This is a genomic window from Blautia sp. An81 (assembly GCF_002161285.1).
Taxonomy (GTDB): Bacteria; Bacillota; Clostridia; order Lachnospirales; family Lachnospiraceae; genus Blautia; species Blautia ornithocaccae.
This window is the reverse complement of sequence record NZ_NFHH01000007.1, coordinates 67,146-87,977: the sequence shown is the minus strand read 5'-3', so window position 1 is coordinate 87,977 and position 20,832 is coordinate 67,146. Positions and strand designations below refer to the sequence as shown.

Genomic DNA, 20,832 nt, shown 5'->3' with positions numbered 1-20,832 from the left:
GCAGATGGGAGAAAAAACTTATTATTCTATGGATCCCATGGGAAAACTGAAGTGCCATAAATGCAAAAAAGAACTGGTCAGAGGAAGGGCGGTTTTCAGCTATCTCGGCAATGCGTTCCCGGTAGAACTGCCGGTATGTCCGGAATGCGGTTATATTTACGTACCCGAGGAGCTGGCAGTAGGCAAAGTCCTTTCTGTGGAACGCAGTCTGGAGGACAAATGATTGGCAGTCATCCCGGCGGGCAGGAGATGACAGCCAGACTGCTGACCCTTTCGGGACTCCGTCCTCCTGCCAGGATCCTGGAACTGGGAGCTGGAGAGGGAAAAACAGCGGCATATCTAAGAACATTGGGATTTGAAGTAAGGGCAGTGGATCTGAAGCCATCAGGCCCGGGAGTAGAGCAGGGAGACATAAGAAGGCTGGATTTTGCCGGGGAAAGTTTTGACTGTTGCCTGGCGGAATGTACGGTCTCCGGATGCGGAGACGGAAATGCGGCCCTCAAAGAGGCATTCCGGGTACTGAAAAAAAATGGCTGTCTGCTGATAGCCGATGTTTTTTTCAAAAAGAAAAAGGCGCCTTCCCTCTCTATGAGAGAGCCTCTGATATGGAACTGCTGGAAGGAAGCTTTTGAAAAAGCAGGATTCCAGATAGAAAAGGGGGAGGACGAAACGGAAGCATGGAAGGAATTTTTTTTGGAAAGTCTTTGGAACGGAAATGCAGAGGAAAGCTGTGTGGATTTCTTCATAGAGGCAGGAAAAGCCGGGTGCGGATACTTCCTGGCCTGTCTCAGGAAAGGAGAGAAAAATGGATTTATTTGAGCGTATGCTGGAACTGTCAGGACAGGGATTCTACTGCGCCCAGATTTTGATGATCCTGGCGCTGGAATCGGAAGAAAAGGAGGACCCGGATCTGATACGGGCCATGAGCGGATTAAACGGAGGCCTTGGATTTTCCGGAAGAGTCTGCGGCGCTCTTACGGGAGGCTGCTGTTTCTTGGGATATTTTCTGGGAAAAGGAGAGGCGGAAGAACTGGAAGACCCGGAGGCCCCGATCCTGATCCAAAAGCTGGCGGACTGGTTTGAAGAATGGACCAAAAGCCGGTATGGCGGCTGTACCTGCCGGGAGATCCTGGAGGGAGATCCGGGAAATAAAATGAAAAGATGCCCGGAACTTGTAGAAGAAGTATATCAGAAATGCGTGGAACTCCTTTCGGAAAAAGGAGGATTGCCATGAAAGGAGCAGGGCTGATCGCCGCGGCAGGAAGATCCAGACGGATGGAAGGATTTAAACCGCTGCTGGAGATAAACGGCTTTCCCATGATCGCTATGACTGTCCAAAGTATGGAAAATGCCGGGATAAGAGATATTACGGTGGTTGTGGGATACCGGGGAGAAGAGGTAAGGAGGGCCTTGAAGGCTCTGGAGGTAAAGATCGTAGAAAACCCCTGCTGGCAGGACACGGATATGCTGGCTTCTGTGAAACTGGGACTTGAGGCTGTGGACAGGAGACAGGGCGTATTTTTTCTTCCCGGAGACATTCCGCTAACCTCTCCGGGAACATTTCAAAAGCTGAGAGAGGGAATTTTGGCAGCAGAGCCGGAAGCAGAGGCTCTGATCCCTGCTTCAGGAGGGAAGACTTTCCATCCCCCCTTTCTGTTTCCGGCAGGCTGTCAGAAAGCACTGGACTATCAGGGCAGCCAGGGACTTCAGGGAGCCTTTGGTGTCATGAAGACAAAAACAGTAGAGACAGCAGATGGAGGAGCACAGATGGACGCTGATGATCAGAAAGACCTTGCCCGCATCCGGGCCTATGCCAGAAAGTACAGAGGGATTTCCCCCAAGTTGTGTGAAAAACTCTATGATGAAGTAAATCTCCCGGCTCATATCCGGGCCCACTGCATGGCGGTGGGGGATCTGGCGGCCTGGATGGCCCGGCGTCTGACAGAAGCAGGTGCTTTTCTGGATATAGAGCTTTGCAGAAGCGGAGGCTGCCTTCATGATCTGCTGCGGCTGGAGCCCTTTCATGAAAAAGCGGTGAGAAAGTTTCTGGAAGAAAAGGGGTATCTGGCTCTGGCAGCAGTAACGGGAGCCCACAGAGGTTTTGAGCAGGAGCCGGATACTCTTTGCAGAGAGGATGTACTGGTGTGTCTGGCGGATAAACTGATCATGGAGAACAGGCGTGTATCTCTGGAGGAGAGATATAGGAAAGCCCTGGAGAAAAAAGAAGTAAAAAAGCGTATTTTACAGGATATTGAAATCTGCCGTCGGCTGATAAAAGAATTTGAGGTGATGACAGGTGAAAGGTTATGAGCAAAAAGTATATTTAAACAATGCTGCCACCTCCTGGCCGAAACCGGACTGTGTAGCCCTGGCCGTTTCCCAGGCTCTCAGGAGCCTGCCGGGAGACGCCGGCAGAGGCGGGATCCGGGAGTTTGATGTGTTTGATCAGGTACGGAAAAAACTGGCTGCTTTGCTGGGAGTTGCCTGTCCGGAAAGGATTGCTCTGGGAAGTAATTCTACCTGGGGCCTGAACCAGGCTATTTTCGGTTTTCCTCTGGAACCGGGAGACCGGGTGCTGACTACAAAGGCGGAACACAATGCAGTGCTCCGGCCTTTATATCGGCTGGAAAAACAGGGGATCCAGGTGATCTGCCTGGATGTGGATAAGACCGGCCGGTTAGAGCCGGAGGTGTGGAAAACAGCCGTGAGGAAATACCGGCCCAGACTGTGTGTGCTGATTCATGCTTCCAATGTGACAGGTGCTGTCAATGACGCAGAGACCCTGACGGCCATGGCAAAAGACGCCGGAGCCGCTATGCTTCTGGATATATCCCAGAGTCTGGGCTGGATCTCTGTTGAAATGGAAAAATGGGGAGCAGATATGGCAGCTTTTACAGGACATAAGTATCTGCTGGGGCCCCAGGGAACCGGAGGGCTTTACGTCCGGCCGGGGCTTACTTTGGATCCCTATGTACTGGGAGGCACCGGCGTAAAAAGCAATCTGAAGGAAATGCCGGAAGAAATGCCTCTCCATCTGGAGGCAGGAACCGGAAACGAGCCTTCTTACCATGGCCTTCTTGCCGCCTTGCAATGGGCAGAAGAAAATCCTTTGGACCGGGAGAAAACGGAGGAAATCCTTCGGTATCTGAAAAAGGGGCTGAGGGATCTGGGCTGCCGGGTGATCCAGCCGGAACCTCCGGTTACGCCGGTGCTTTCTTTTACAATTCCAGGCTGGCATCCGGGAGAGGCCGGAGATATTTTATCCGGCAGTTATGACATTATCTGCCGGACAGGGCTCCACTGTTCGCCCAGGATCATGGAGAACCTTGGAACGCCCCAGGGGACTATACGCCTGAGTCTGTCCCGTTTTACGAAAAGGGCGGATGCAGACCGGGTACTGGAAGCTGTGACCGCTATGTGCGGAGACCAGATGGAAGAAACCTGAAAACGGAGGATACATTTTAAAGATGGAATTTAAATGGAAAAAGACAGAAAACTGTTTTGCAGAAGCCAGAACGTATGAATATGAACTTCCTATTACCGGAGAGGAGCTGGCTGCAAGGCTGGAGGGGTTTGAAGTAAAAGAAAACCATCGGTTCCGCCGCCCGGTTTTTTCGGCAAAGAAGGGGGCTCTGGAGGTCAAGGGAATCCTGAAGGAAAAGGTTGTGAAGATCAATTATACAGCAGAAAACTGGGAAGAGGAAAAGAACCGGATGGAGGCCTGGATGAAAAACCAGGAAATTTATATGGAGGAAAAAGGAGAGAGCATCTGCCCGGTATGCCTGAAAGTCCTGCCGGCCCAAAAAGCAGTAAGAGAAGACGGGATCTATCTGGTAAAAGAATGTCCGGAACACGGAAGATTTGAAGCGCTGATCTGGGAAGGAACACAGGAAAGCTACCGGGACTGGGGAAAACATATCCTTCCTTCAGACAGGATTCCCGCCGCCCTTCCTGAAAAGCAGGGATGCCCTCTGGACTGCGGCCTCTGCGAAAACCATCAGCGCCGGGGCTGCTGTGTTCTGCTGGAAGTAACCGGAAGGTGTAATCTTCAGTGCCCGACCTGCTTCGCCGGATCCGGCCCGCAAGGCCGGGATGTACCATTGGAGGAACTGAAAGACCAGATGCAGTATCTCATGGAACAGGGAGGGCCTTTTAATCTTCAGATTTCCGGGGGAGAGCCTACGGTCCGGGAAGATCTGGAAGAAATCCTTCGATTTGGGAAAAAACTGGGTTTTACATTTTTTCAGCTGAACACCAACGGGATCCGTCTGGCAGAAGAACCGGGATATGCAGAGAAGCTGAAAAGAGCAGGACTTTCCTGTGTTTTCCTGCAGTTTGACGGACTGAAAGAGGCCCCATATCAGGTTTTAAGGGGCCGTCCTCTGCTGGAGATCAAAAAGAAAGCCATCGATGCCTGCGAGGCAGCGGGACTGGGAGTCGTGCTGGTTCCGGTCATTGCTCCGGGAGTTAACGAAGACCAGGCCGGGGAAATTCTTTTTTATGCAAGAAGCCGGATGCCTGTGATAAGAGGCGTTCATTTTCAGCCAGTCAGTTATTTCGGACGCTGCAGCGAGTCAAAAGGCAGCTATCGGATAACCATACCGAAAATGCTGAGGCTTCTGGAAGAACAGACAGGAGGCTGGATCCATGCCGGAGATTTTACCGGAGGAGGCGCCACTAATCCTTACTGTACCTTTCAGGCCAACTACCTTAGGCAGAAAGATGGTTCCATGAAACTTCTGGCTCATGGGGAGCCAAGGACTTCCGGCCTGTCGGAACAGGCCCGGGATTTTGTGGCCCGCCAGTGGAGCGGAAACTGCTGCAGGGAAGGTCTTCAGGCCGGAGATGGCTGCTGCGGGGAAGAAAGAACCGGCGAAAGCCGCTGCACAGAGCCGCCTCGGGAAGAAAACTGCTGCTGCGGGGAAGAAACGGGAAGACTGACTCTGGATACTTCTTCTCTGGACAATTTTCTGAGGGAGATCCACAGAAATACGCTGGCGGTTTCCGGTATGCTGTTCCAGGACGCCTGGAATCTGGAACTGGACCGTTTACGCCGGTGTTATATTCTGGAATCAGACAGCCGGTATGGCATGGTGCCTTTCTGCATTTATAATCTGACAGGATCTGACGGGAGGGCTTTGTATAGATGAATATAGCGAAACTGGATTCCTGGGTAAAGGAGAAGGAAGGGATAAAAATCCTGGACCGTCAGGCGATAGAAAGCCGGCAGCTGGAAAAACTGAACCGGCTTCTGGAAAGAGAATACGCCAGACAGGGATTTTACCGGAACCTGCCCCGGCGCCTGAACTCTCTGAAGGAACTGGAAACCCTGCCCTTTACTACAGAGCAGGATCTGAAAGAACAGGGGAATCGGATGCTTCTGGTCAGCCAGTCAAAGATCGAGAGAGTGAGAAGCTGGGAAACCTCAGGAACCACGGGACCTGCAAAAAGGGTCTTTTATACCGCCCGGGACAATGATCGGACAGTATCCTTTTTTTCGGCAGGACTTTCCGAGCTGATCCATTGGGGGGAAAAGGCCTTGATCGCCATGCCTTTTACGGGAGACAGGGGACTGGGCGAATTGATACAGGAGGCTGTGGAAGGGCTGGGCGCCGTGCCTGTGCCTGCAGGAAACATGAGAAGCTTCGGGGAGATGCTGGAACTTCTGGACGAAGAGAAACCGGAGACGTTTATAGGCCCTCCTGTACTGCTGCTGTCTCTGCTCCGTATGAGGCCAAAGAGCAGTATCAAAAGAGGATTGGTCAGCGGCGACGCCTGTCCCCCGGGAATCATGAAAGCAATCGAAGAGCGTCTGGGTACCAGACTGTACCCCCACTATGGGTCCAGGGAAATGGGACTTGGAGGTGCTGTCACCTGTCCGGCTTTTCAGGGTATGCACCTGCGGGAAAATGATATTATTGGGGAGATTGTAGACGAAAAGGGAAAAGCAGTACCGGAAGGAGAGTGGGGGGAGCTTACAGTGACTCTCATAGAGGCCGGGGCTATGCCTCTGATTCGCTACCGCACAGGGGACATAAGCCGCTTTTTGCCGGGAATCTGTCCCTGCGGCTGCTGCCTGCGGCGGCTGGATTCCGTCAGCAGGATTGGGGAAGGAAGAGAAATGGAAGAACTTGATGACTATATATTCCAGATCCCATGGATCGTGGATTACCGGATATCCAGGAAAGGAGAAATTCTGGAAATAGAGGGGCTGACAACGGAAAAAGGCATAGAGGAAAAAGCCGGAGGCCTGCTTCCCGGAGAGTGGAAAGGGAGAAAACTCAACTGTACCTGGAAATCTGCAGAACCAGAGGATGAGCCCTGCTACCGGGGAAAGCGCAGGATAGAGAACTAAGAGAAGGGACAGAGGCAGGGGGAACGCAGATGAATGAATTTTATTATATTGCCCGGCTGCGTATCAAGCGCAGAGAGGATAAAGGAAATGAATACTTTGGAAGGGGAGTGGCGGATCTTCTTCACGGTGTAGATCAGTTTTCCTCACTGAACCTGGCAGCCCGGCATATGGGAATGGCTTACAGCAAGGCCTGGCGGATCGTACGCCAGGCAGAAGCGGCGCTGGGCATACAGCTGCTGCACCGTATGAGAAAAAACGGTTCCACCCTTACAGCAGAAGGCCGGAAGATGCTTGAAGTTTATGAAGAGGCGGAACAGGCCGCCTGGGCAGCAGCAGATGCAGTGATAGAACGTTATTATGGAGGAACGGGGAATGAACAGGATCAAAGAGGAACTGCTCCAGAACAGGGGAATGCTGGTGACGGACTTTGACGGGACCCTGACCCTCTTCGGCAGTTCCCTTCACGGGGCGGTTCACGTACTGGGGGAAACTTCGGGACTGGCCGCAGGGCGAGACCGGCTTTTTCAGAAAATGGGAAGAGAGATTTTGCATGCTGCAAAGAAGGGGCAGGAGAAGGCAACTTTGAACAAAAGGGCAGAGAACTGGTGGAAGGAACAGATGGAATTGTATGTGAGAGAGGGCATTGGTGAAGAGATACTAAAAAAGGCGGCAAAGCTGCTGCCTCCCAGGAGAGAAACTCTGGAACTCCTGGAGTTTTGCAGAAAGGAAACTTTGCCGGTCTGGATCGTCTCTGCAGGCTTGGGAAATGTGATCCGCTTCTGGCTGGAGGCACAGGGAATTTGGGAAACGGGGATCCAGGTGCTGGCCAATGAGCTTTATTATGCAGGGGAAAACCCTGTAGGATACGGAGAAATCCTTACTATATGGAATAAAAGAGATAAATTTTTTGCTGTAGCAGCACCAGAAGAAGAACAGAAGTTATTTTTCCTTGGAGATAAAAGAGAAGATCTGAGATGGAGAAAAAATAATGAAGAAAGTTATCTGATCCAAGAAGGAGAAATAGTTAAAATAGAGGAATTTGCTTGAGAAACCCCAAAAAAATTGCTATACTTATTATACAATTTTCGGAGATTTGACGAATATTTTTTGCTTGCAGGATGAGGGCCAGTATTTTTCTGATAGCTTTAGGAGCAAAGCGTGTAAATCCACGTTTTGTATATAAAATTTCTGAATAAGAAAGGAGAAAGCAAATGAAAAAAAAGGTTTTAGCAGTACTGCTGGCAGGCGCAATGGCATTGGCCATGGGGGCATGCGGCCAGGGAAGCGGCACAGAGACATCTGAGACCGCCGGAGGAGAAGACGCTGCAGCAGAGGAAACAGACGCTGCAGAAACAGCTTCTGACAGCCAGGAAACGACTGAAGAAGGAGAAGAGGTGGAACTGACTGTATTTGCAGCAGCTTCTCTCACAGAGACTCTTACAGAAATCAGCGAACTCTATAAAGAAGAGCAGCCCAATGTAAGTCTGGTCTTTAACTTTGACTCCTCAGGAACTTTAAAGACCCAGATCCAGGAAGGCGCTGTCTGTGATCTTTTTATTTCTGCAGGACAGACCCAGATGGATCAGATGGACAGTACAGCAGACCCGTCGGCGAACACAGAAGGGCTTGATCTGGTCCTGGAGGACTCCAGGATCGATATTTTGGAAAATAAGGTCGTGCTCTGCGTCAGCGAAAACAGCAGTGTGCCGTTAGAGACATTTGATGATATGGCGGCAGCATTGAAGGAAGGAACAATTCTTCTTGGAATGGGAAACAGCGATGTGCCGGTAGGACAGTATACCCAGAAGATCCTGGAGTATTATGGACTGAATGAAGAAGAACTGGCTGCAAATGGCCGGATCTCTTACGGCAGTAATGTAAAAGAAGTAACCACACAGGTTTCTGAAGGCACCGTGGACTGCGGCGTTATTTATTGCACAGATGCTTACTCTGCAGGGCTTACAGCTTCTGACTATGCTACGCCGGAAATGTGCGGACAGGTGATCTATCCTGCCGCTGTTATGAAGAACAGTCAGCATCAGGAAGAGGCTCAGGCTTTTCTGGATTTCCTTCAGACAGATGCCTGTATGGAAATCTTTGAAGAGGTTGGCTTCTCCAGGGTGACAGAAGGATGATCGATTGGTATCCTTTATGGAACTCTCTGCGGATTGCGGCCATCAGCTGTACGGCTGTATTTTTCCTGGGAATCCCTTCCGCTTACTATATAGCCAGGCTTCCCAGGGCCGTGAAAGGGATTTTAGATGTGATACTGACTCTGCCCATGGTACTTCCTCCTACGGTATGCGGTTATTTTCTGCTGATACTTCTGGGGCCTCAAAGGCCCCTGGGCAGATTTCTGGCTAATTTCGGCATACAGTTTGCAATGACCTGGTATGGAGGCATTGTAGCTTCGGCGGTAGTAGCTTTTCCGTTGATGTACCGGACAGCCAGGGGAGCCTTTGAAAGTTTTGACACTACCCTGGCATATTCCGGGCAGACCCTGGGCCTTTCCAATACCTATATTTTCTGGCGTATCCGGATGCCGGCCTGCCGTCAGGGAATCCTGGCAGGAACGGTCCTGGCTTTTGCCAGGGCTCTGGGAGAATACGGAGCCACCAGTATGCTCATCGGATATGTTCCGGGGCGGACGGCCACCATATCTACCACGGTTTATCAGCTTTGGCGGACCAATAATGAGCAGGAAGCCTTTTTCTGGGTCATGGTAAATGTAGTAATCTCAATAATAATCCTTCTGGCGGTGAATATGCTGGAACGCCGAAACAGAAAGGCAGGTGGCAGGATATGAGCCTTTCCGTTCATATAGAGAAAAAACTGGGCAGCTTCCGATTATCTGTGGATCTGGAACATCCGGGAGGCATCACTGGCCTTTTGGGGGCTTCCGGCTGCGGAAAGAGTATGACTTTGAAGGCCATTGCCGGCATTGAAAAGCCTGACAGAGGAAGGATTGTTTTGGATGACAGAGTGCTTTTTGACAGTGAAAAGAAAATTAATCTGAAACCTCAGGAACGAAGAGTAGGATATCTGTTCCAGAATTATGCGCTGTTTCCCAATATGACAGTGGAGAAGAATATTCTCTGCGGTTTATCCAGGGAGAAGGATAAAGGCATTCGCAGAAAGAAAATGGAGGAAATGCTTGAGAAAATGGATCTTACAGCTCAGAGGAAGCTGTATCCGGGACAGCTCAGCGGAGGACAGCAGCAGAGGACGGCCCTGGCCCGGATCCTGGTCAGTGAGCCGGAGGTGCTTTTGCTGGATGAGCCTTTCAGCGCCTTGGATTCTTATCTGCGGGAGCTGCTGCAGATACAGGTAAAAGACATCCTTGCAGGGTATGGAAAGGATGTGCTGCTGGTAAGTCACAGCCGGGATGAAATATATTATCTCTGTGGCCGGACAGCAGTTATGGAAAATGGAAAAATCCTGAAGACCGATGATACAAAAAAACTTTTTGCCGACCCGGGAAGCTGGGCAGGAGCAGAGCTGACCGGCTGCAAAAATATTGCTGAGGCCAGAAAGACCGGGGAATATGAGGTGGAAGTTCCAGATTGGGGAATCCGTCTGCGTACAGGAAAACCAGTAAAAGATCATGTGTGCGCCGTGGGCCTCCGGGCTCATTACTTTAACCCCAAAGCCAGGGAAAATATTTTTCCGGTTTCCTATGCATCGGAAAAAGAAGAACCTTTTGAAATGAGAATATTGTTCCGGTATGCAGGACAAAAAGAAGGGACGCCGGATTTGTGGTGGAGACTGCCTAAGGACAGAAATCCCAGGACCATGCCGGAGAAACTTGGTATTGCCCCCCAGAATGTCCTGCTTCTGTATCCGGAGCCACAGGAGGATGATATATGAAATTAATACGGACGGAGGACGCGGTAGGACAGGTGCTCTGCCACGATCTGACCCAGATCATTCCGGGAGTAGTGAAAGGCCCCCGGTTTCGGAAAGGGCATATTGTTGCCCGGGAAGATATTCCCGTACTTCTGAGCATGGGAAAAGACCAGCTTTATGTGTGGGAAAAGGATGATACTGTTTATCACGAAAACGAAGGGGCGGAGATTTTATGCCAGGTATGTCAGGGAGAAAATATGATCCCTTCTGAGGTAAAAGAGGGTAAAATCGAGCTGACTGCAGCCTGTGACGGATTGTTTCTGGTTGACGTGGAAAGACTGAATGCCATTAATGAGATCGACCAGGTAATGATCGCTACCAGGCACAGCAATACTCCGGTGAAAAAAGGGGATAAGCTCCTGGGAACCAGGGTGATCCCTCTGGTGATCAAAAAAGAAAAAATGGAGCTGGTCAAAAAGACTGCAGGGGAAAAACCTCTCTGCCAGCTCTTGCCTTACCGGCTGAAAAAAGCCGGGATCGTGACTACAGGAAACGAAGTATTTTATGGAAGAATTCAGGACAAATTTACTCCTGTGGTGAAGAAAAAGCTGGAACAGTACGGAATACAGGCAGAGGAGCATATTATTGTTGGAGATGAAAAAGAGAAGATCACAGAGGCAATCCTGGAACTGAAAGCCAGAGGCTGCGAGCTTATTATAGCCACAGGAGGCATGAGTGTAGATCCCGACGACCAGACGCCGGGAGCCATAAAGGAAAGCGGCGCTCAGGTGGTCACCTATGGAGCTCCGGTGCTTCCGGGAGCTATGTTCTGTCTGGCTTATTTTCCTGATGGAACTCCGGTCATGGGACTGCCAGGCTGTGTAATGTATGCGAAGACTACGATTTTTGATCTGGTCCTGCCTAAGACTGCGGCTGGAATACAGGTCTCCAGAAAGGATATTACCAGACTTGGAAACGGCGGCCTGTGCCTGGGATGTGAGGAATGCCGCTGGCCGGACTGCGGATTTGGAACGGGCTGATATCACAAAGGAGGGAGACCGGAGATATGTTTGACAAATATGGAAGAGAAATCGATTATATACGGATTTCAGTGACAGACCGCTGTAATCTGAGATGCCTCTATTGTATGCCTGAGGAAGGCGTGTCCATGGTTTCCCATGAAGAAATTCTCAGCTATGACGAAATCGTCACTTTGGCGGAGGTCTTTGCCAGTCTGGGGATCCGGAAGATCAAGCTGACCGGAGGAGAACCTCTGGTGCGCAGGGACCTTCCCTGGCTGGTAAAAAAGTTAAAGGTACTGCCGGGAATAGAAAAGGTTACTCTGACCACCAACGGTCTGTTTTTGAAGGAAGCTCTGGGAGAACTTGGGGAGGCAGGAATAGACGGGATCAATCTGAGCCTGGATACCCTGAATCCGGAGGTTTTTGCAGAGATTACCAGAAGAAGGGGATTAGATAAAGTTCTGGAGGGATTTTACGAGGCGCTGAAATATCCGGAAATTCCCCTGAAGATCAACTGTGTGCCTCTGGGAAGGGAAGACCAGGAAGTTCTGGAAATAGCAGAACTGGCCAGACACTATCCTGTACATGTGCGTTATATAGAGATGATGCCTATTGGCTTGGGAAGACAGTTCAGGTCAGTGGGAGAAGAAGAGCTGCTTAAACAGCTCCGGGAAAAATATGGGACACCTAGTCCCTGCCAGGAAAAACTGGGTAACGGACCAGCCCATTACTATAGCTTTCCAGGATTTTTTGGAAAAATCGGCTTTATCAGTGCACTGAGCCATAAATTCTGCGGCAGCTGCAACCGGGTACGGCTGACCTCTCAGGGATTTTTAAAAACCTGCCTTCAGTATGAGACAGGGACAGATTTGAGAAAGCTGCTGAGAGAAGGGGCCAGTCAGGAAACTCTGAAAAGGGCTGTGGAACAGGCGATCAGAGATAAGCCCCAGAGTCACAGATTCGGAGAGAAGGATACTGGGGAAGTGGAGACCCATATGATGTCCCAGATTGGCGGATAGCTCTGGAGGGGCAGTTTACAGTTTTTCATGGAGGTGGAGAAATGGGAAAAGTCATGGCAATCTGTATCAGCGAAAAGAAAGGCACGCAGAAGAGAAATGTCCATGAAGCTTTGTTTATAGAAGATTTTGGGCTGGAAAATGATGCCCATGCAGGTAAATGGCATCGTCAGGTAAGTCTGCTTTCCTACGAAAAGATACAGGACTTCAAGAAAAAGGGAGCCCCTGTGGAAGACGGGGCCTTCGGAGAAAATCTCATTGTCAGCGGTATAGATTTTAAAAATCTTCCTGTAGGCACCCGTTTTCAATCCGGGGATGTGGTGCTGGAGATGACCCAGATCGGGAAGGAATGTCACAGCGGATGTGAGATATACAAGATCATGGGAGACTGCATTATGCCAAGAGAAGGGGTGTTTGCCAGAGTGATCCGGGGCGGGCGGATCCGGGAAGGAGACGAGCTTACGGTTCTGGAATAAAGGAACAATTATAAAAACTCCTAAATATAAGGGCAAAAATAAAGAAAAACCCCTTATATTTAGGAGTTTTATCTTGACAATAATCCGAAATCGTAATATACTCTCTATACTCCGATTTCGGATTATTTCTGCGGGCAACAAAGTCAAAGAGACATGCCTGCATCGGGGCTTTTGATTTTTTGAGGATAAGGAGGAGGATATTTGGAAGCAGGAACAGAGAAACGATATCAGGAATTTATCAGCGCCTCTAAGGAAATAGATGATGTATACCACATGCTGGCTCTGAAGTTTGGACTTTCCGACAGCGCCATGTGGATACTGTGTACTATGAGGGAGGCAAACAGGGAACTGACCCAGTCGGAAATTGCCCAGGAGATGTCCATGAGCCGGCAGACGGTAAATTCTGCAATTAAAAACCTGGAAAAACAGGGATATCTTCAGCTGGAAGCAGTTTCCGGTGACAGAAGAAACAAGACTCTTTCCTTTACAGAAGAAGGAGAAGCGTTTGCCAAAAAGACTGTGGACCGGGTGCTGAGCCTGGAACACCAGGTTTTCGAAAATCTGGAAGTGGAGGAACAGGAAAAGATTACGCAGATCCTCCGAAAATATACCAGATTTATGAGGGAAGGAGCAGAGAAAATCTGACAATTACGGAAAAGAAAGACATGACAGGAGGATTTTATGAAAACGGTACTGCGGTTTATGAAACCGTATAAAGGATTGTGTTTTTTTACGCTGCTGGTAACCATACTGGATGTGGCAGGAGGACTCTTGATACCCAGACTGACGGCAGATATGGTAAATATGGGAGTGGCAGGAGGCAACTTAAGCTATATGCTGGAAAAAGGCGGTCAGATGATCCTGATCGCTTTTCTTGCCGGCGCCGGCGCTCTGGCAGGCAGCTATCTCTGTGCGGAGCTTTCCGCAAAGATTGGCCAGGATATGAGAAATGCAGTATATGACAAATCCCTGGAATTTTCAGGAGAGGATTTCCAGAGATTTGGAACTGGCTCTATGATCACCAGGACCTTAAATGACATTAATGTAATCCAGCAGGCGGTAGTCTGGTGTATTCAGATGGTAATCCCGGTTCCGGTGGTATGTATCATGGGAACCTCTATGGCCTTTGCCATAGACAGCCAGATGGGACTGCTGCTCATTGGAGTGACAGTTCTTATTGTTGTACTGGCTCTGGTTGTGACCAGAAAAGCGTCGGAAATTTTTGACCGGCTGCAGCGATTCCTGGACAGGATGAATGTGGTCCTTCGGGAAAATATCACAGGAGTCCGGGTAATACGGGCTTTCCACAAGGAAAAAAGAGAAGAAGGCAGAATGAGGAAAACCTTTGAGAATTATGCAGAGTCTTCTATTCAGGCAAACAGGCTTTTTGCCGGCCTGGACGTAGCAGCTTTCACAGTTATCAATCTGTGTATTGTTCTGATCCTGTGGCTGGGAGGAAACAGAATCGGAAAAGGATTTATGCAGATCGGGGACATTACGGCACTGGCGGAATATGCCATTTTAATATTATTTTATATTATCATGGCCCAGATGGTGATCATACTTTTACCCAGGGCCAGAGTCTGCATCCGCCGTATGGAGGAAGTGCTGAAAACAGAGCCGGAAATCCAGGACTCTAAAGACTGCGTCAAAGGGAACTGGGATAATACCCAGGAGGTACTCCGCTTTGAAGACGTAAATTTCCGGTTTTCTGATGCAGAGGAAAACACCTTGAAGAACATCAGCTTCTCCTGCAGAAGGGGAGAAACCACGGCCATTATCGGAAGCACAGGAAGCGGAAAATCTACCATAGCCAGACTGATCCTGAGATTTCATGATGTCAGCCAGGGGAGCATTCTACTGAAAGGACAGGACCTTCGTAACCTCCCCCAGAAAGAACTGCGGCAGGAGATTTCTTATGTGCCTCAGAAAGCCTGGCTTTTTTCCGGGACCATCGGGGAAAATCTGGCCCATGGGAAAGAAAACGCCGGAAAAGAAGAAATGCTCCATGCTCTGGAGATTGCCCAGGCAGACTTTGTAAAAAATCTGCCCCAGGGCCTGGAGACAAGAGTTGCCCAGGGAGGAACGAATTTCTCAGGCGGTCAGAAGCAGAGGCTTTGTATTGCCAGAGCCCTGATGAAGGACAGCGACCTTTATATTTTTGACGACAGCTTTTCAGCCCTGGACTTTAAGACAGACAAGGCTCTGAGAGAGGCTTTGAAAGAAGAGACAAAAGAAGCGGCGGTATTGATCATTGCCCAGAGGATCAGCACCATCTTACATGCCAGCCAGATCGTAGTCCTGGATGAGGGCGAAATCGCAGGAATAGGAACCCACGAATATCTGATGGAAAACTGTGACGTTTACAGGGATATTGCCAGATCCCAGATGAAAGGAGGGGAGTAAGTATGGAAGAGAACAATCAGGCCTTATTTGAAGAAGAATTTGAAATGCCCAGCCGTCCGCTGGAGACTTTGAAACGGATGTGGAACTCGGTAGAAGAACAGCATGGACGGCTGCTGGTGGTTTTTGTATCTGTAATATTTTACACCCTGCTTTCTATTTTAGCTCCTGTTTACAGTGCAGGGATCATTGACCTGCTCTGGGAAAAGATACAGGAGGCAGCCAGAGGGGGACAGGCATTTTCAGTGACCTGGGAATCAGGAGGAAAAGAAATCTGTACTCTTCTGGTAATATATGGGGTTACTTCCCTGTTTTACGGCCTTCAGAATTTTCTTATGGCCAGTTTTGCAGAACGCCTCAGCCTGAAGCTGAGGACAGATATCAGTCAGAAACTGGACCGGCTTCCCCTCTCCTACTTTGACGGCCATCAGCCTGGAGAGATCATGAGCCGGGCAGTAAACGATCTGGACAAAAACGCAGAGGCTCTTCAGACGGGACTTCTGAAACTGTTTTCCGCAGTGGGACTTGTGGTGGGCTCTCTCATCATGATGTTCCGCTTTCATGTGGGGCTGACCCTGATCTTTCTGGTGTTTATGGCCTTTTCCCTTCTTTCTACCAAGGTTTTTTCTGCCAAGACACTGGAGTTTGCCGCCAGGCGGCAGCAGTGTGTCAGCCAGGTCACCAGACAAGTGGAAGAGGCATACAGCGGCAGAAATATTATTAAGGCCTTTACCCAGGAAGAAAACAGCTCCAGGGATATGCACCGGGTGAACGAGGAACTGGCTCAGGCCTCCAAATGGGCGGATTTCGTGACCAACGCCATTAACCCCACAATCCGCTTTATCAACCGGCTGGGGCAGGTGGGCATTGCGGTGTTTGCAGGGAAACTTCTGCTGGACGGCGCCCTTACTGTAGGACGGTTCCAGGCTTTTTTCCAGTATGTGTATCAGGCAGGAGAGCCTTTGACAGAAGGGGCTTATATGATAAATTCCATGCAGTCTGCTCTGGCCTGTGTGGAGAGAGTTTACCAGCTCTTAGATGAAGAAGAAATATCTCCGGAACCGGAAAAACCAGAAGTAGTAGAGAAGGCCAGGGGCCTTGTAGAATTTGAAAATGTACGCTTTGGCTATTCTCCGGAAAAAATCCTTATGGAAAATATCAGCTTCCAGGCAAAACCGGGACAGAAGATCGCAGTGGTAGGAAGCACAGGAGCAGGCAAGACCACATTGATCAATCTTCTTATGAGGTTCTATGAGGTAAATGGAGGCAGGATCCTTCTGGAGGGAGTGGATACCAGAAATCTCACAAGAGGAAACTTGAGAGAAAATTTCGGCATGGTCCTTCAGGATACCTGGCTTTTTCAGGGAACCATTGCAGAGAATATTGCTTACGGAAAACCGGACGCTACCAGAGAAGAAATCGTTGCCGCTGCCAAAGCAGCCAGAGTGGATTTCTTTGTAAGGACACTGCCTAAGGGATATGATACGGTGCTGCAGAATGAAGCGGAGAACATTTCTGTGGGACAGAGACAGCTGCTGACTATAGCGAGAGTCTTTCTCTGCAATCCGCCAATTCTTATACTGGACGAGGCTACTTCCAGCGTAGACACCCGGACAGAGATGGAAATCGGAAAGGCTATGCACAGCCTGATGAAAAACCGGACCAGCTTTGTGATCGCCCACCGGCTTTCTACTATTGTGGACGCAGACCTGATCTTATTTATGGAGAATGGAAACATTATTGAGCAGGGACGGCACAGAGAGCTGTTAGAAAAAGGAGGGGCCTACGCCCAGCTTTATAACAGCCAGTTTGCGTAATCAAAATTTTTTCTCAGATATTGACAGCGCATAAAAAATACAGTACCCTCAGTGGACAAAGGAGTGTTTGACTCTGTATACTGAGGGTAAATATTTTTGTAAAATGAGGTGTAAAAGATGAGTCTTCGGAAATGTGCGTGTATTGATACGTTATACACAGAACTTCCCTGGAAGGAGCGGTTTCAGGCAGCGAAGGAGGATGGATTTGCTGCAGTGGAATTCTGGGATTGGAGGGACAAAGATCTGAAGGATACCAAGGAGGCTGCTGAAAGTGCAGAAATCCTTATCAGCGGATTTAACGGAGATGCAGACTATTCTCTGGTAGATCCGGAACACAGAGAGAAATATCTGGAAGAACTGAAAAAATCCATAGAAGCGGCCAAGAAGGTAGGAGCATTCAGCCTGACTATTCATTCCAACGCATTGGGAGAAGGAGGCGTTGTAGTGAAGGATTATGAGGAGCTTTCGGACACAGTTAAGATCTGCTGTATGTATGATGGCTTACTGGCCTGCGCCAGGCTGGCAGAGCAGGAAAATATCAATTTGAACCTGGAGGCCTTGAATATTTCAGTGGACCATGTGGGGAATTTTCTGAGTACTACCAGGATGGGGGCAGAGATCTGCCGGCTGATTGCTTCCCCAAGACTGAAGATTTTATATGATGTGTATCATATGCAGATTAACGAAGGAAACCTTTGCGACACAATCTCTGCCTACGCAGACCAGATGGGGCATATCCATGTGGCAGATGTTCCGGGCCGTCATGAGCCGGGGACCGGAGAAATCCAGTACAAAAAGGTTCTTCGGCATTTAGAAAGCTGTGGCTATAAAGGTCTGGTAGGATATGAACTGTTCCCTCTTACAGATACTAAGTCGGCAGTACAAGCTATTATGGAAGAATGTTGAGATACTGTTTTACTATATCCCTGGGGAAACTATGGGGCAAAAGTTTCTCCAGGGATATTTTATGACTTTAAATGTCAAAATATATTGCACTTGAGAAAAAACAGTTCTATAATGAGATGAAAATATTATCTCAGATAGGAGAACCCAAAGATGAAAGAAGAAGCAAGAGTATATTTGGAGATGGAATCCAAATACGGAAGTGGACTTGGTTTGAAGAACTCAGAGACAGTTCTTTCCTCAGAAGGCTTACAGAAACGAGCCGGAAAAGGAGGGAAGGCACATGGATAAGGAAAAAATACAAGAGGGAGTAAGGCTTATCCTGGAGGGTATCGGAGAAGATATACATAGAGAAGGGCTTGTGGAGACCCCGGACCGTATTGCCAGAATGTACGAGGAACTGGCAGCAGGATATACAGATGACGCTGCAGTACATTTAAAGAAAAGGTTCCATGTAGACAATAATGACATGGTCATGGAAAAAGATATTCATTTTTATTCTTTTTGTGAACACCATATGTTACCTTTTTACGGAACAGCGGCAGTTGCCTACATTCCTGACGGGGAAGTGGTGGGATTGAGCAAAATTGCCCGCACCTTAGAGGTTTTTGCAAAGCGGTTTCAATTACAGGAACGTTTGACTGCGCAGATTGCCGACGTATTTATGGAAGAATTAAAGCCCCATGGCGTCATGGTGCTGATCGAAGCAGAGCATATGTGCATGACTATGCGGGGAATTAAAAAGCCTGGGACTAAAACAGTCACTGTGGTTACAAGGGGTGTTTTCAATGAAGATGAGAAACTCCAGAACCAATTCTATCGTATGCTGGAACGGAGATAATATGGAAAGAGTAAACAGAATATGTGAACATCCTGTATGGAAATGGCATATGGAACGACTGGCAGAATATGAGAAAGACCGGATATTCTGCAGACATGGAATGGAACATCTGCTGGACGTGGCCAGAATTGCTTATATAGAGAATCTGGAAAACAACAGAGGCATCTCCAAAGAAATCATTTATGGGGCGGCTCTTCTTCATGATATCGGGAGATATCTCCAATACACAGAAGGAATCCCCCATGAGAAAGCCGGAGAAGAGCTGGCTTTGGAAATCCTGAAGGACAGCGGCTTTTCCGAAGAAGAGCAGGAAGAAATCCTGGAAGCTGTTTCCCGGCACAGAGATAAGGACACAAAAGACAGCAGCCAGCTTGCCGGGCTGATCTACCGGGCAGATAAGCAGTCCAGGATCTGCTGTTTCTGCAGTGCAGAGCCGGAATGCAACTGGAGTGAAGAAAAGAAAAACAGGCAGATCCGTGTATGAGGAGATAAGGAGAGACATCATGAAAATTGGAAACCGATATTTTGATACAGAACATGAATGTTATATTATGGGCATTTTAAACGTTACCCCGGATTCTTTTTCCGACGGCGGACAGTGGAATGACATAGATAAGGCCAGAAAACATGTGGCAGATATGATCGAAGAGGGAGCGGCAATCATTGACGTAGGAGGAGAATCCACCCGTCCGGGCCATACCCAGATTACTATTGAAGAAGAAATCCAAAGGGTGGTTCCTGTTATCCGGATGATAAAGGAAAATTTTAACATTCCGGTATCTATTGACAGTTATAAAAGCCATGTTGTGGAAGCTGCTTTAAAGGCCGGAGCAGATATGGTAAACGATATCTGGGGATTTAAATATGACAGAAGAGTGGCTGAGCTGACAGCACAGTTTCAGGTTCCATGCTGCCTGATGCATAACCGTGATAATACAGATTATAAAGATTTTCTGACAGAAATGTGCCAGGACCTGAGGGAATCTGTAGAGATCGCAAAAGCAGCAGGGATTCCTGATGAAAACATTATCCTGGATCCGGGAGTGGGAGTGGGATTTGGCAAGACCTATGAACAGAACCTCCAGGCTATAAATCATTTGGAACTTCTGAAGGAAATCGGATATCCGGTACTGCTGGCAACCTCAAGAAAGTCCGTGATCGGACGGGCCCTGGACCTGCCATCGGACCAGAGAGTTGAGGGGACAGTGGTAACAACGGTAATGGGCGTGGAAAAGGGAGCTTCTTTTGTCCGTGTCCATGATGTAAAGGAAAACAAAAGAGCGATACAGATGACCCAGGCTATTCTGAGGGAGCAGTAAAAAATGAAATACGATGAAATACATATAGAAAATCTGGAATTTTATGCCAGGCACGGAGTTTTTCCAGAAGAGACGAAACTGGGACAGAAATTTATAATTTCTCTGGTCATGTATACCAATACCCAGGGGGCTGGGAAAAGGGATGATCTGGAGCTGTCTGTAGATTACGGCGCAGTCAGCCATTTTATTACAGAGTATATGCAGAAAAATACCTTTAAGCTTATCGAGGCGGCGGCGGAAAACCTTGCCCGGGAGCTGCTGCTTCGGTATCCTCTGCTGGAAGGGGTGGATCTGGAGCTGAAAAAACCCTGGGCTCCTGTGGGGCTGCCTCTGGAATATGTATCTGTAAAAATCAGCAGATGCTGGCACAAGGCATATCTGGGCCTTGGCTCAAATATGGGAGATAAGAAGGGATATCTGGACTATGCAGTGAAACGGCTGAACGAAGAAAACGGCTGCAAGGTGGAAAAAGTATCCGATTATCTGGTGACAGAGCCTTACGGAGGAGTAGAACAGGATGATTTCCTGAATGCCTGCCTCCTTCTGAAAACCCTTCTTTCTCCGGAGGAGCTTTTAGAAAAGCTTCATGATATTGAGAAAGAGGCACACCGGGAGCGGATCATCCGCTGGGGACCGAGAACCTTAGACTTGGACATTTTATTATACGATGACCTGGTTATGGAAAATGATAAACTTATCATTCCTCATGTAGAAATGCATATGAGAGATTTTGTATTGAAGCCGTTAAGTGAAATCGCCCCCAATGTGCGGCATCCTATTTACAAAAAAACAATTTCCCAGCTTCTGAAGGAACTGGGGTAAGGTTCGGAGTAA

Annotated in this window: 24 protein-coding genes; all 24 read left to right on the top strand. The window is 48.8% G+C overall.

Annotation, left to right across the window (positions count from 1 at the left end; all coding sequences use genetic code 11):
- Nucleotides 1–4: 4 nt before the first annotated feature.
- The 24 genes from B5G33_RS08190 (at nt 5) to folK (ending at nt 20,820) form a co-directional block, all read left to right on the top strand.
- Nucleotides 5–223: a DVU_1557 family redox protein gene (locus tag B5G33_RS08190; protein WP_087274817.1), complete on the top strand. Its 219-nt coding sequence runs from the start codon at nt 5–7 to the stop codon at nt 221–223.
- Complete coding sequence (locus B5G33_RS08185) at nt 220–819, top strand: class I SAM-dependent methyltransferase (protein WP_158229589.1); 600 nt, start codon at nt 220–222, stop codon at nt 817–819. The genes B5G33_RS08190 and B5G33_RS08185 overlap by 4 nt, the downstream gene beginning before the upstream one ends.
- On the top strand, nt 806–1,234 hold the full coding sequence (locus B5G33_RS08180) for a DVU_1555 family C-GCAxxG-C-C protein (RefSeq protein ID WP_087274819.1): 429 nt from the start codon (nt 806–808) through the stop codon (nt 1,232–1,234). The genes B5G33_RS08185 and B5G33_RS08180 overlap by 14 nt, the downstream gene beginning before the upstream one ends.
- The gene (locus B5G33_RS08175; protein WP_158229588.1) at nt 1,231–2,310 is read left to right on the top strand and encodes an NTP transferase domain-containing protein; all 1,080 of its coding nucleotides are present in this window, start codon (nt 1,231–1,233) and stop codon (nt 2,308–2,310) included. The genes B5G33_RS08180 and B5G33_RS08175 overlap by 4 nt, the downstream gene beginning before the upstream one ends.
- A complete protein-coding gene (locus B5G33_RS08170) occupies nt 2,297–3,445 on the top strand; it encodes an aminotransferase class V-fold PLP-dependent enzyme (RefSeq protein WP_087417281.1) in 1,149 nt (382 codons plus the stop codon). The genes B5G33_RS08175 and B5G33_RS08170 overlap by 14 nt, the downstream gene beginning before the upstream one ends.
- A gap of 22 nt (nt 3,446–3,467) precedes the next feature.
- Nucleotides 3,468–5,150: a radical SAM (seleno)protein TrsS gene (gene trsS, locus B5G33_RS08165; protein ID WP_242974594.1), complete on the top strand. Its 1,683-nt coding sequence runs from the start codon at nt 3,468–3,470 to the stop codon at nt 5,148–5,150.
- Entirely contained in the window at nt 5,147–6,355 is a 1,209-nt protein-coding gene (locus B5G33_RS08160; RefSeq protein WP_087417280.1) for a DVU_1553 family AMP-dependent CoA ligase, read from the top strand. The genes trsS and B5G33_RS08160 overlap by 4 nt, the downstream gene beginning before the upstream one ends.
- A 29-nt stretch (nt 6,356–6,384) precedes the next feature.
- Nucleotides 6,385–6,786 carry a winged helix-turn-helix domain-containing protein gene (locus B5G33_RS08155; protein ID WP_087274823.1) on the top strand — a complete coding sequence of 134 codons (402 nt, stop codon included), beginning with the start codon at nt 6,385–6,387 and terminating at the stop codon, nt 6,784–6,786.
- A complete protein-coding gene (locus B5G33_RS08150; protein ID WP_158229587.1) occupies nt 6,728–7,402 on the top strand; it encodes an HAD family hydrolase in 675 nt (224 codons plus the stop codon). Before B5G33_RS08155 ends, B5G33_RS08150 begins: the two co-directional genes overlap by 59 nt.
- 164 nt (nt 7,403–7,566) lie before the next feature.
- On the top strand, nt 7,567–8,490 hold the full coding sequence (modA, locus tag B5G33_RS08145) for a molybdate ABC transporter substrate-binding protein (RefSeq protein ID WP_242974589.1): 924 nt from the start codon (nt 7,567–7,569) through the stop codon (nt 8,488–8,490).
- Nucleotides 8,487–9,161, top strand: coding sequence for a molybdate ABC transporter permease subunit (modB, locus tag B5G33_RS08140; RefSeq protein ID WP_330396665.1), 675 nt, complete (start codon nt 8,487–8,489; stop codon nt 9,159–9,161). The genes modA and modB overlap by 4 nt, the downstream gene beginning before the upstream one ends.
- On the top strand, nt 9,158–10,222 hold the full coding sequence (locus tag B5G33_RS08135; RefSeq protein ID WP_087417278.1) for a sulfate/molybdate ABC transporter ATP-binding protein: 1,065 nt from the start codon (nt 9,158–9,160) through the stop codon (nt 10,220–10,222). The genes modB and B5G33_RS08135 overlap by 4 nt, the downstream gene beginning before the upstream one ends.
- Nucleotides 10,219–11,241 (top strand): molybdopterin-binding protein, encoded by a 1,023-nt coding sequence (locus tag B5G33_RS08130; protein WP_087274826.1) that lies wholly within the window; start codon nt 10,219–10,221, stop codon nt 11,239–11,241. Before B5G33_RS08135 ends, B5G33_RS08130 begins: the two co-directional genes overlap by 4 nt.
- 26 nt (nt 11,242–11,267) lie before the next feature.
- Nucleotides 11,268–12,242, top strand: coding sequence for a GTP 3',8-cyclase MoaA (gene moaA, locus B5G33_RS08125; RefSeq protein ID WP_087417277.1), 975 nt, complete (start codon nt 11,268–11,270; stop codon nt 12,240–12,242).
- Nucleotides 12,243–12,283: 41 nt separating this feature from the next.
- On the top strand, nt 12,284–12,715 hold the full coding sequence (locus tag B5G33_RS08120) for an MOSC domain-containing protein (RefSeq protein ID WP_087274828.1): 432 nt from the start codon (nt 12,284–12,286) through the stop codon (nt 12,713–12,715).
- A gap of 201 nt (nt 12,716–12,916) precedes the next feature.
- A complete protein-coding gene (locus B5G33_RS08115; RefSeq protein ID WP_087417276.1) occupies nt 12,917–13,360 on the top strand; it encodes a MarR family winged helix-turn-helix transcriptional regulator in 444 nt (147 codons plus the stop codon).
- Between the two features lie 36 nt (nt 13,361–13,396).
- Nucleotides 13,397–15,121 (top strand): ABC transporter ATP-binding protein, encoded by a 1,725-nt coding sequence (locus tag B5G33_RS08110; RefSeq protein ID WP_087417275.1) that lies wholly within the window; start codon nt 13,397–13,399, stop codon nt 15,119–15,121.
- A 2-nt stretch (nt 15,122–15,123) separates the two neighbouring features.
- On the top strand, nt 15,124–16,935 hold the full coding sequence (locus B5G33_RS08105; protein ID WP_087417274.1) for an ABC transporter ATP-binding protein: 1,812 nt from the start codon (nt 15,124–15,126) through the stop codon (nt 16,933–16,935).
- A 117-nt stretch (nt 16,936–17,052) separates the two neighbouring features.
- Nucleotides 17,053–17,841, top strand: a complete 789-nt coding sequence (locus B5G33_RS08100; RefSeq protein WP_087417273.1) for a hydroxypyruvate isomerase family protein — start codon at nt 17,053–17,055, stop codon at nt 17,839–17,841.
- A gap of 71 nt (nt 17,842–17,912) precedes the next feature.
- Entirely contained in the window at nt 17,913–18,152 is a 240-nt protein-coding gene (locus B5G33_RS21625) for a hypothetical protein (protein ID WP_204247350.1), read from the top strand.
- On the top strand, nt 18,122–18,679 hold the full coding sequence (gene folE / locus B5G33_RS08095) for a GTP cyclohydrolase I FolE (RefSeq protein WP_087417272.1): 558 nt from the start codon (nt 18,122–18,124) through the stop codon (nt 18,677–18,679). Before B5G33_RS21625 ends, folE begins: the two co-directional genes overlap by 31 nt.
- Nucleotide 18,680: 1 nt before the next feature.
- Complete coding sequence (locus B5G33_RS08090) at nt 18,681–19,163, top strand: HD domain-containing protein (RefSeq protein WP_087417271.1); 483 nt, start codon at nt 18,681–18,683, stop codon at nt 19,161–19,163.
- 19 nt (nt 19,164–19,182) lie between these two features.
- On the top strand, nt 19,183–19,998 hold the full coding sequence (gene folP / locus B5G33_RS08085; RefSeq protein ID WP_204247349.1) for a dihydropteroate synthase: 816 nt from the start codon (nt 19,183–19,185) through the stop codon (nt 19,996–19,998).
- Nucleotides 19,999–20,001: 3 nt separating this feature from the next.
- Nucleotides 20,002–20,820: a 2-amino-4-hydroxy-6-hydroxymethyldihydropteridine diphosphokinase gene (folK, locus tag B5G33_RS08080; RefSeq protein ID WP_087417270.1), complete on the top strand. Its 819-nt coding sequence runs from the start codon at nt 20,002–20,004 to the stop codon at nt 20,818–20,820.
- Nucleotides 20,821–20,832 lie beyond the last annotated feature (12 nt).

Coding starts and splice junctions, on each gene's coding strand:
- B5G33_RS08190 (WP_087274817.1), top strand. CDS start 5: ATGGGAGAAAAAACTTATTATTCTATGGATCCCATGGGAAAACTGAAG.
- B5G33_RS08185 (WP_158229589.1), top strand. CDS start 220: ATGATTGGCAGTCATCCCGGCGGGCAGGAGATGACAGCCAGACTGCTG.
- B5G33_RS08180 (WP_087274819.1), top strand. CDS start 806: ATGGATTTATTTGAGCGTATGCTGGAACTGTCAGGACAGGGATTCTAC.
- B5G33_RS08175 (WP_158229588.1), top strand. CDS start 1,231: ATGAAAGGAGCAGGGCTGATCGCCGCGGCAGGAAGATCCAGACGGATG.
- trsS (WP_242974594.1), top strand. CDS start 3,468: ATGGAATTTAAATGGAAAAAGACAGAAAACTGTTTTGCAGAAGCCAGA.
- B5G33_RS08160 (WP_087417280.1), top strand. CDS start 5,147: ATGAATATAGCGAAACTGGATTCCTGGGTAAAGGAGAAGGAAGGGATA.
- B5G33_RS08155 (WP_087274823.1), top strand. CDS start 6,385: ATGAATGAATTTTATTATATTGCCCGGCTGCGTATCAAGCGCAGAGAG.
- B5G33_RS08150 (WP_158229587.1), top strand. CDS start 6,728: ATGAACAGGATCAAAGAGGAACTGCTCCAGAACAGGGGAATGCTGGTG.
- modA (WP_242974589.1), top strand. CDS start 7,567: ATGAAAAAAAAGGTTTTAGCAGTACTGCTGGCAGGCGCAATGGCATTG.
- modB (WP_330396665.1), top strand. CDS start 8,487: ATGATCGATTGGTATCCTTTATGGAACTCTCTGCGGATTGCGGCCATC.
- B5G33_RS08135 (WP_087417278.1), top strand. CDS start 9,158: ATGAGCCTTTCCGTTCATATAGAGAAAAAACTGGGCAGCTTCCGATTA.
- B5G33_RS08130 (WP_087274826.1), top strand. CDS start 10,219: ATGAAATTAATACGGACGGAGGACGCGGTAGGACAGGTGCTCTGCCAC.
- moaA (WP_087417277.1), top strand. CDS start 11,268: ATGTTTGACAAATATGGAAGAGAAATCGATTATATACGGATTTCAGTG.
- B5G33_RS08120 (WP_087274828.1), top strand. CDS start 12,284: ATGGGAAAAGTCATGGCAATCTGTATCAGCGAAAAGAAAGGCACGCAG.
- B5G33_RS08110 (WP_087417275.1), top strand. CDS start 13,397: ATGAAAACGGTACTGCGGTTTATGAAACCGTATAAAGGATTGTGTTTT.
- B5G33_RS08105 (WP_087417274.1), top strand. CDS start 15,124: ATGGAAGAGAACAATCAGGCCTTATTTGAAGAAGAATTTGAAATGCCC.
- B5G33_RS08100 (WP_087417273.1), top strand. CDS start 17,053: ATGAGTCTTCGGAAATGTGCGTGTATTGATACGTTATACACAGAACTT.
- B5G33_RS21625 (WP_204247350.1), top strand. CDS start 17,913: ATGTCAAAATATATTGCACTTGAGAAAAAACAGTTCTATAATGAGATG.
- folE (WP_087417272.1), top strand. CDS start 18,122: ATGGATAAGGAAAAAATACAAGAGGGAGTAAGGCTTATCCTGGAGGGT.
- B5G33_RS08090 (WP_087417271.1), top strand. CDS start 18,681: ATGGAAAGAGTAAACAGAATATGTGAACATCCTGTATGGAAATGGCAT.
- folP (WP_204247349.1), top strand. CDS start 19,183: ATGAAAATTGGAAACCGATATTTTGATACAGAACATGAATGTTATATT.
- folK (WP_087417270.1), top strand. CDS start 20,002: ATGAAATACGATGAAATACATATAGAAAATCTGGAATTTTATGCCAGG.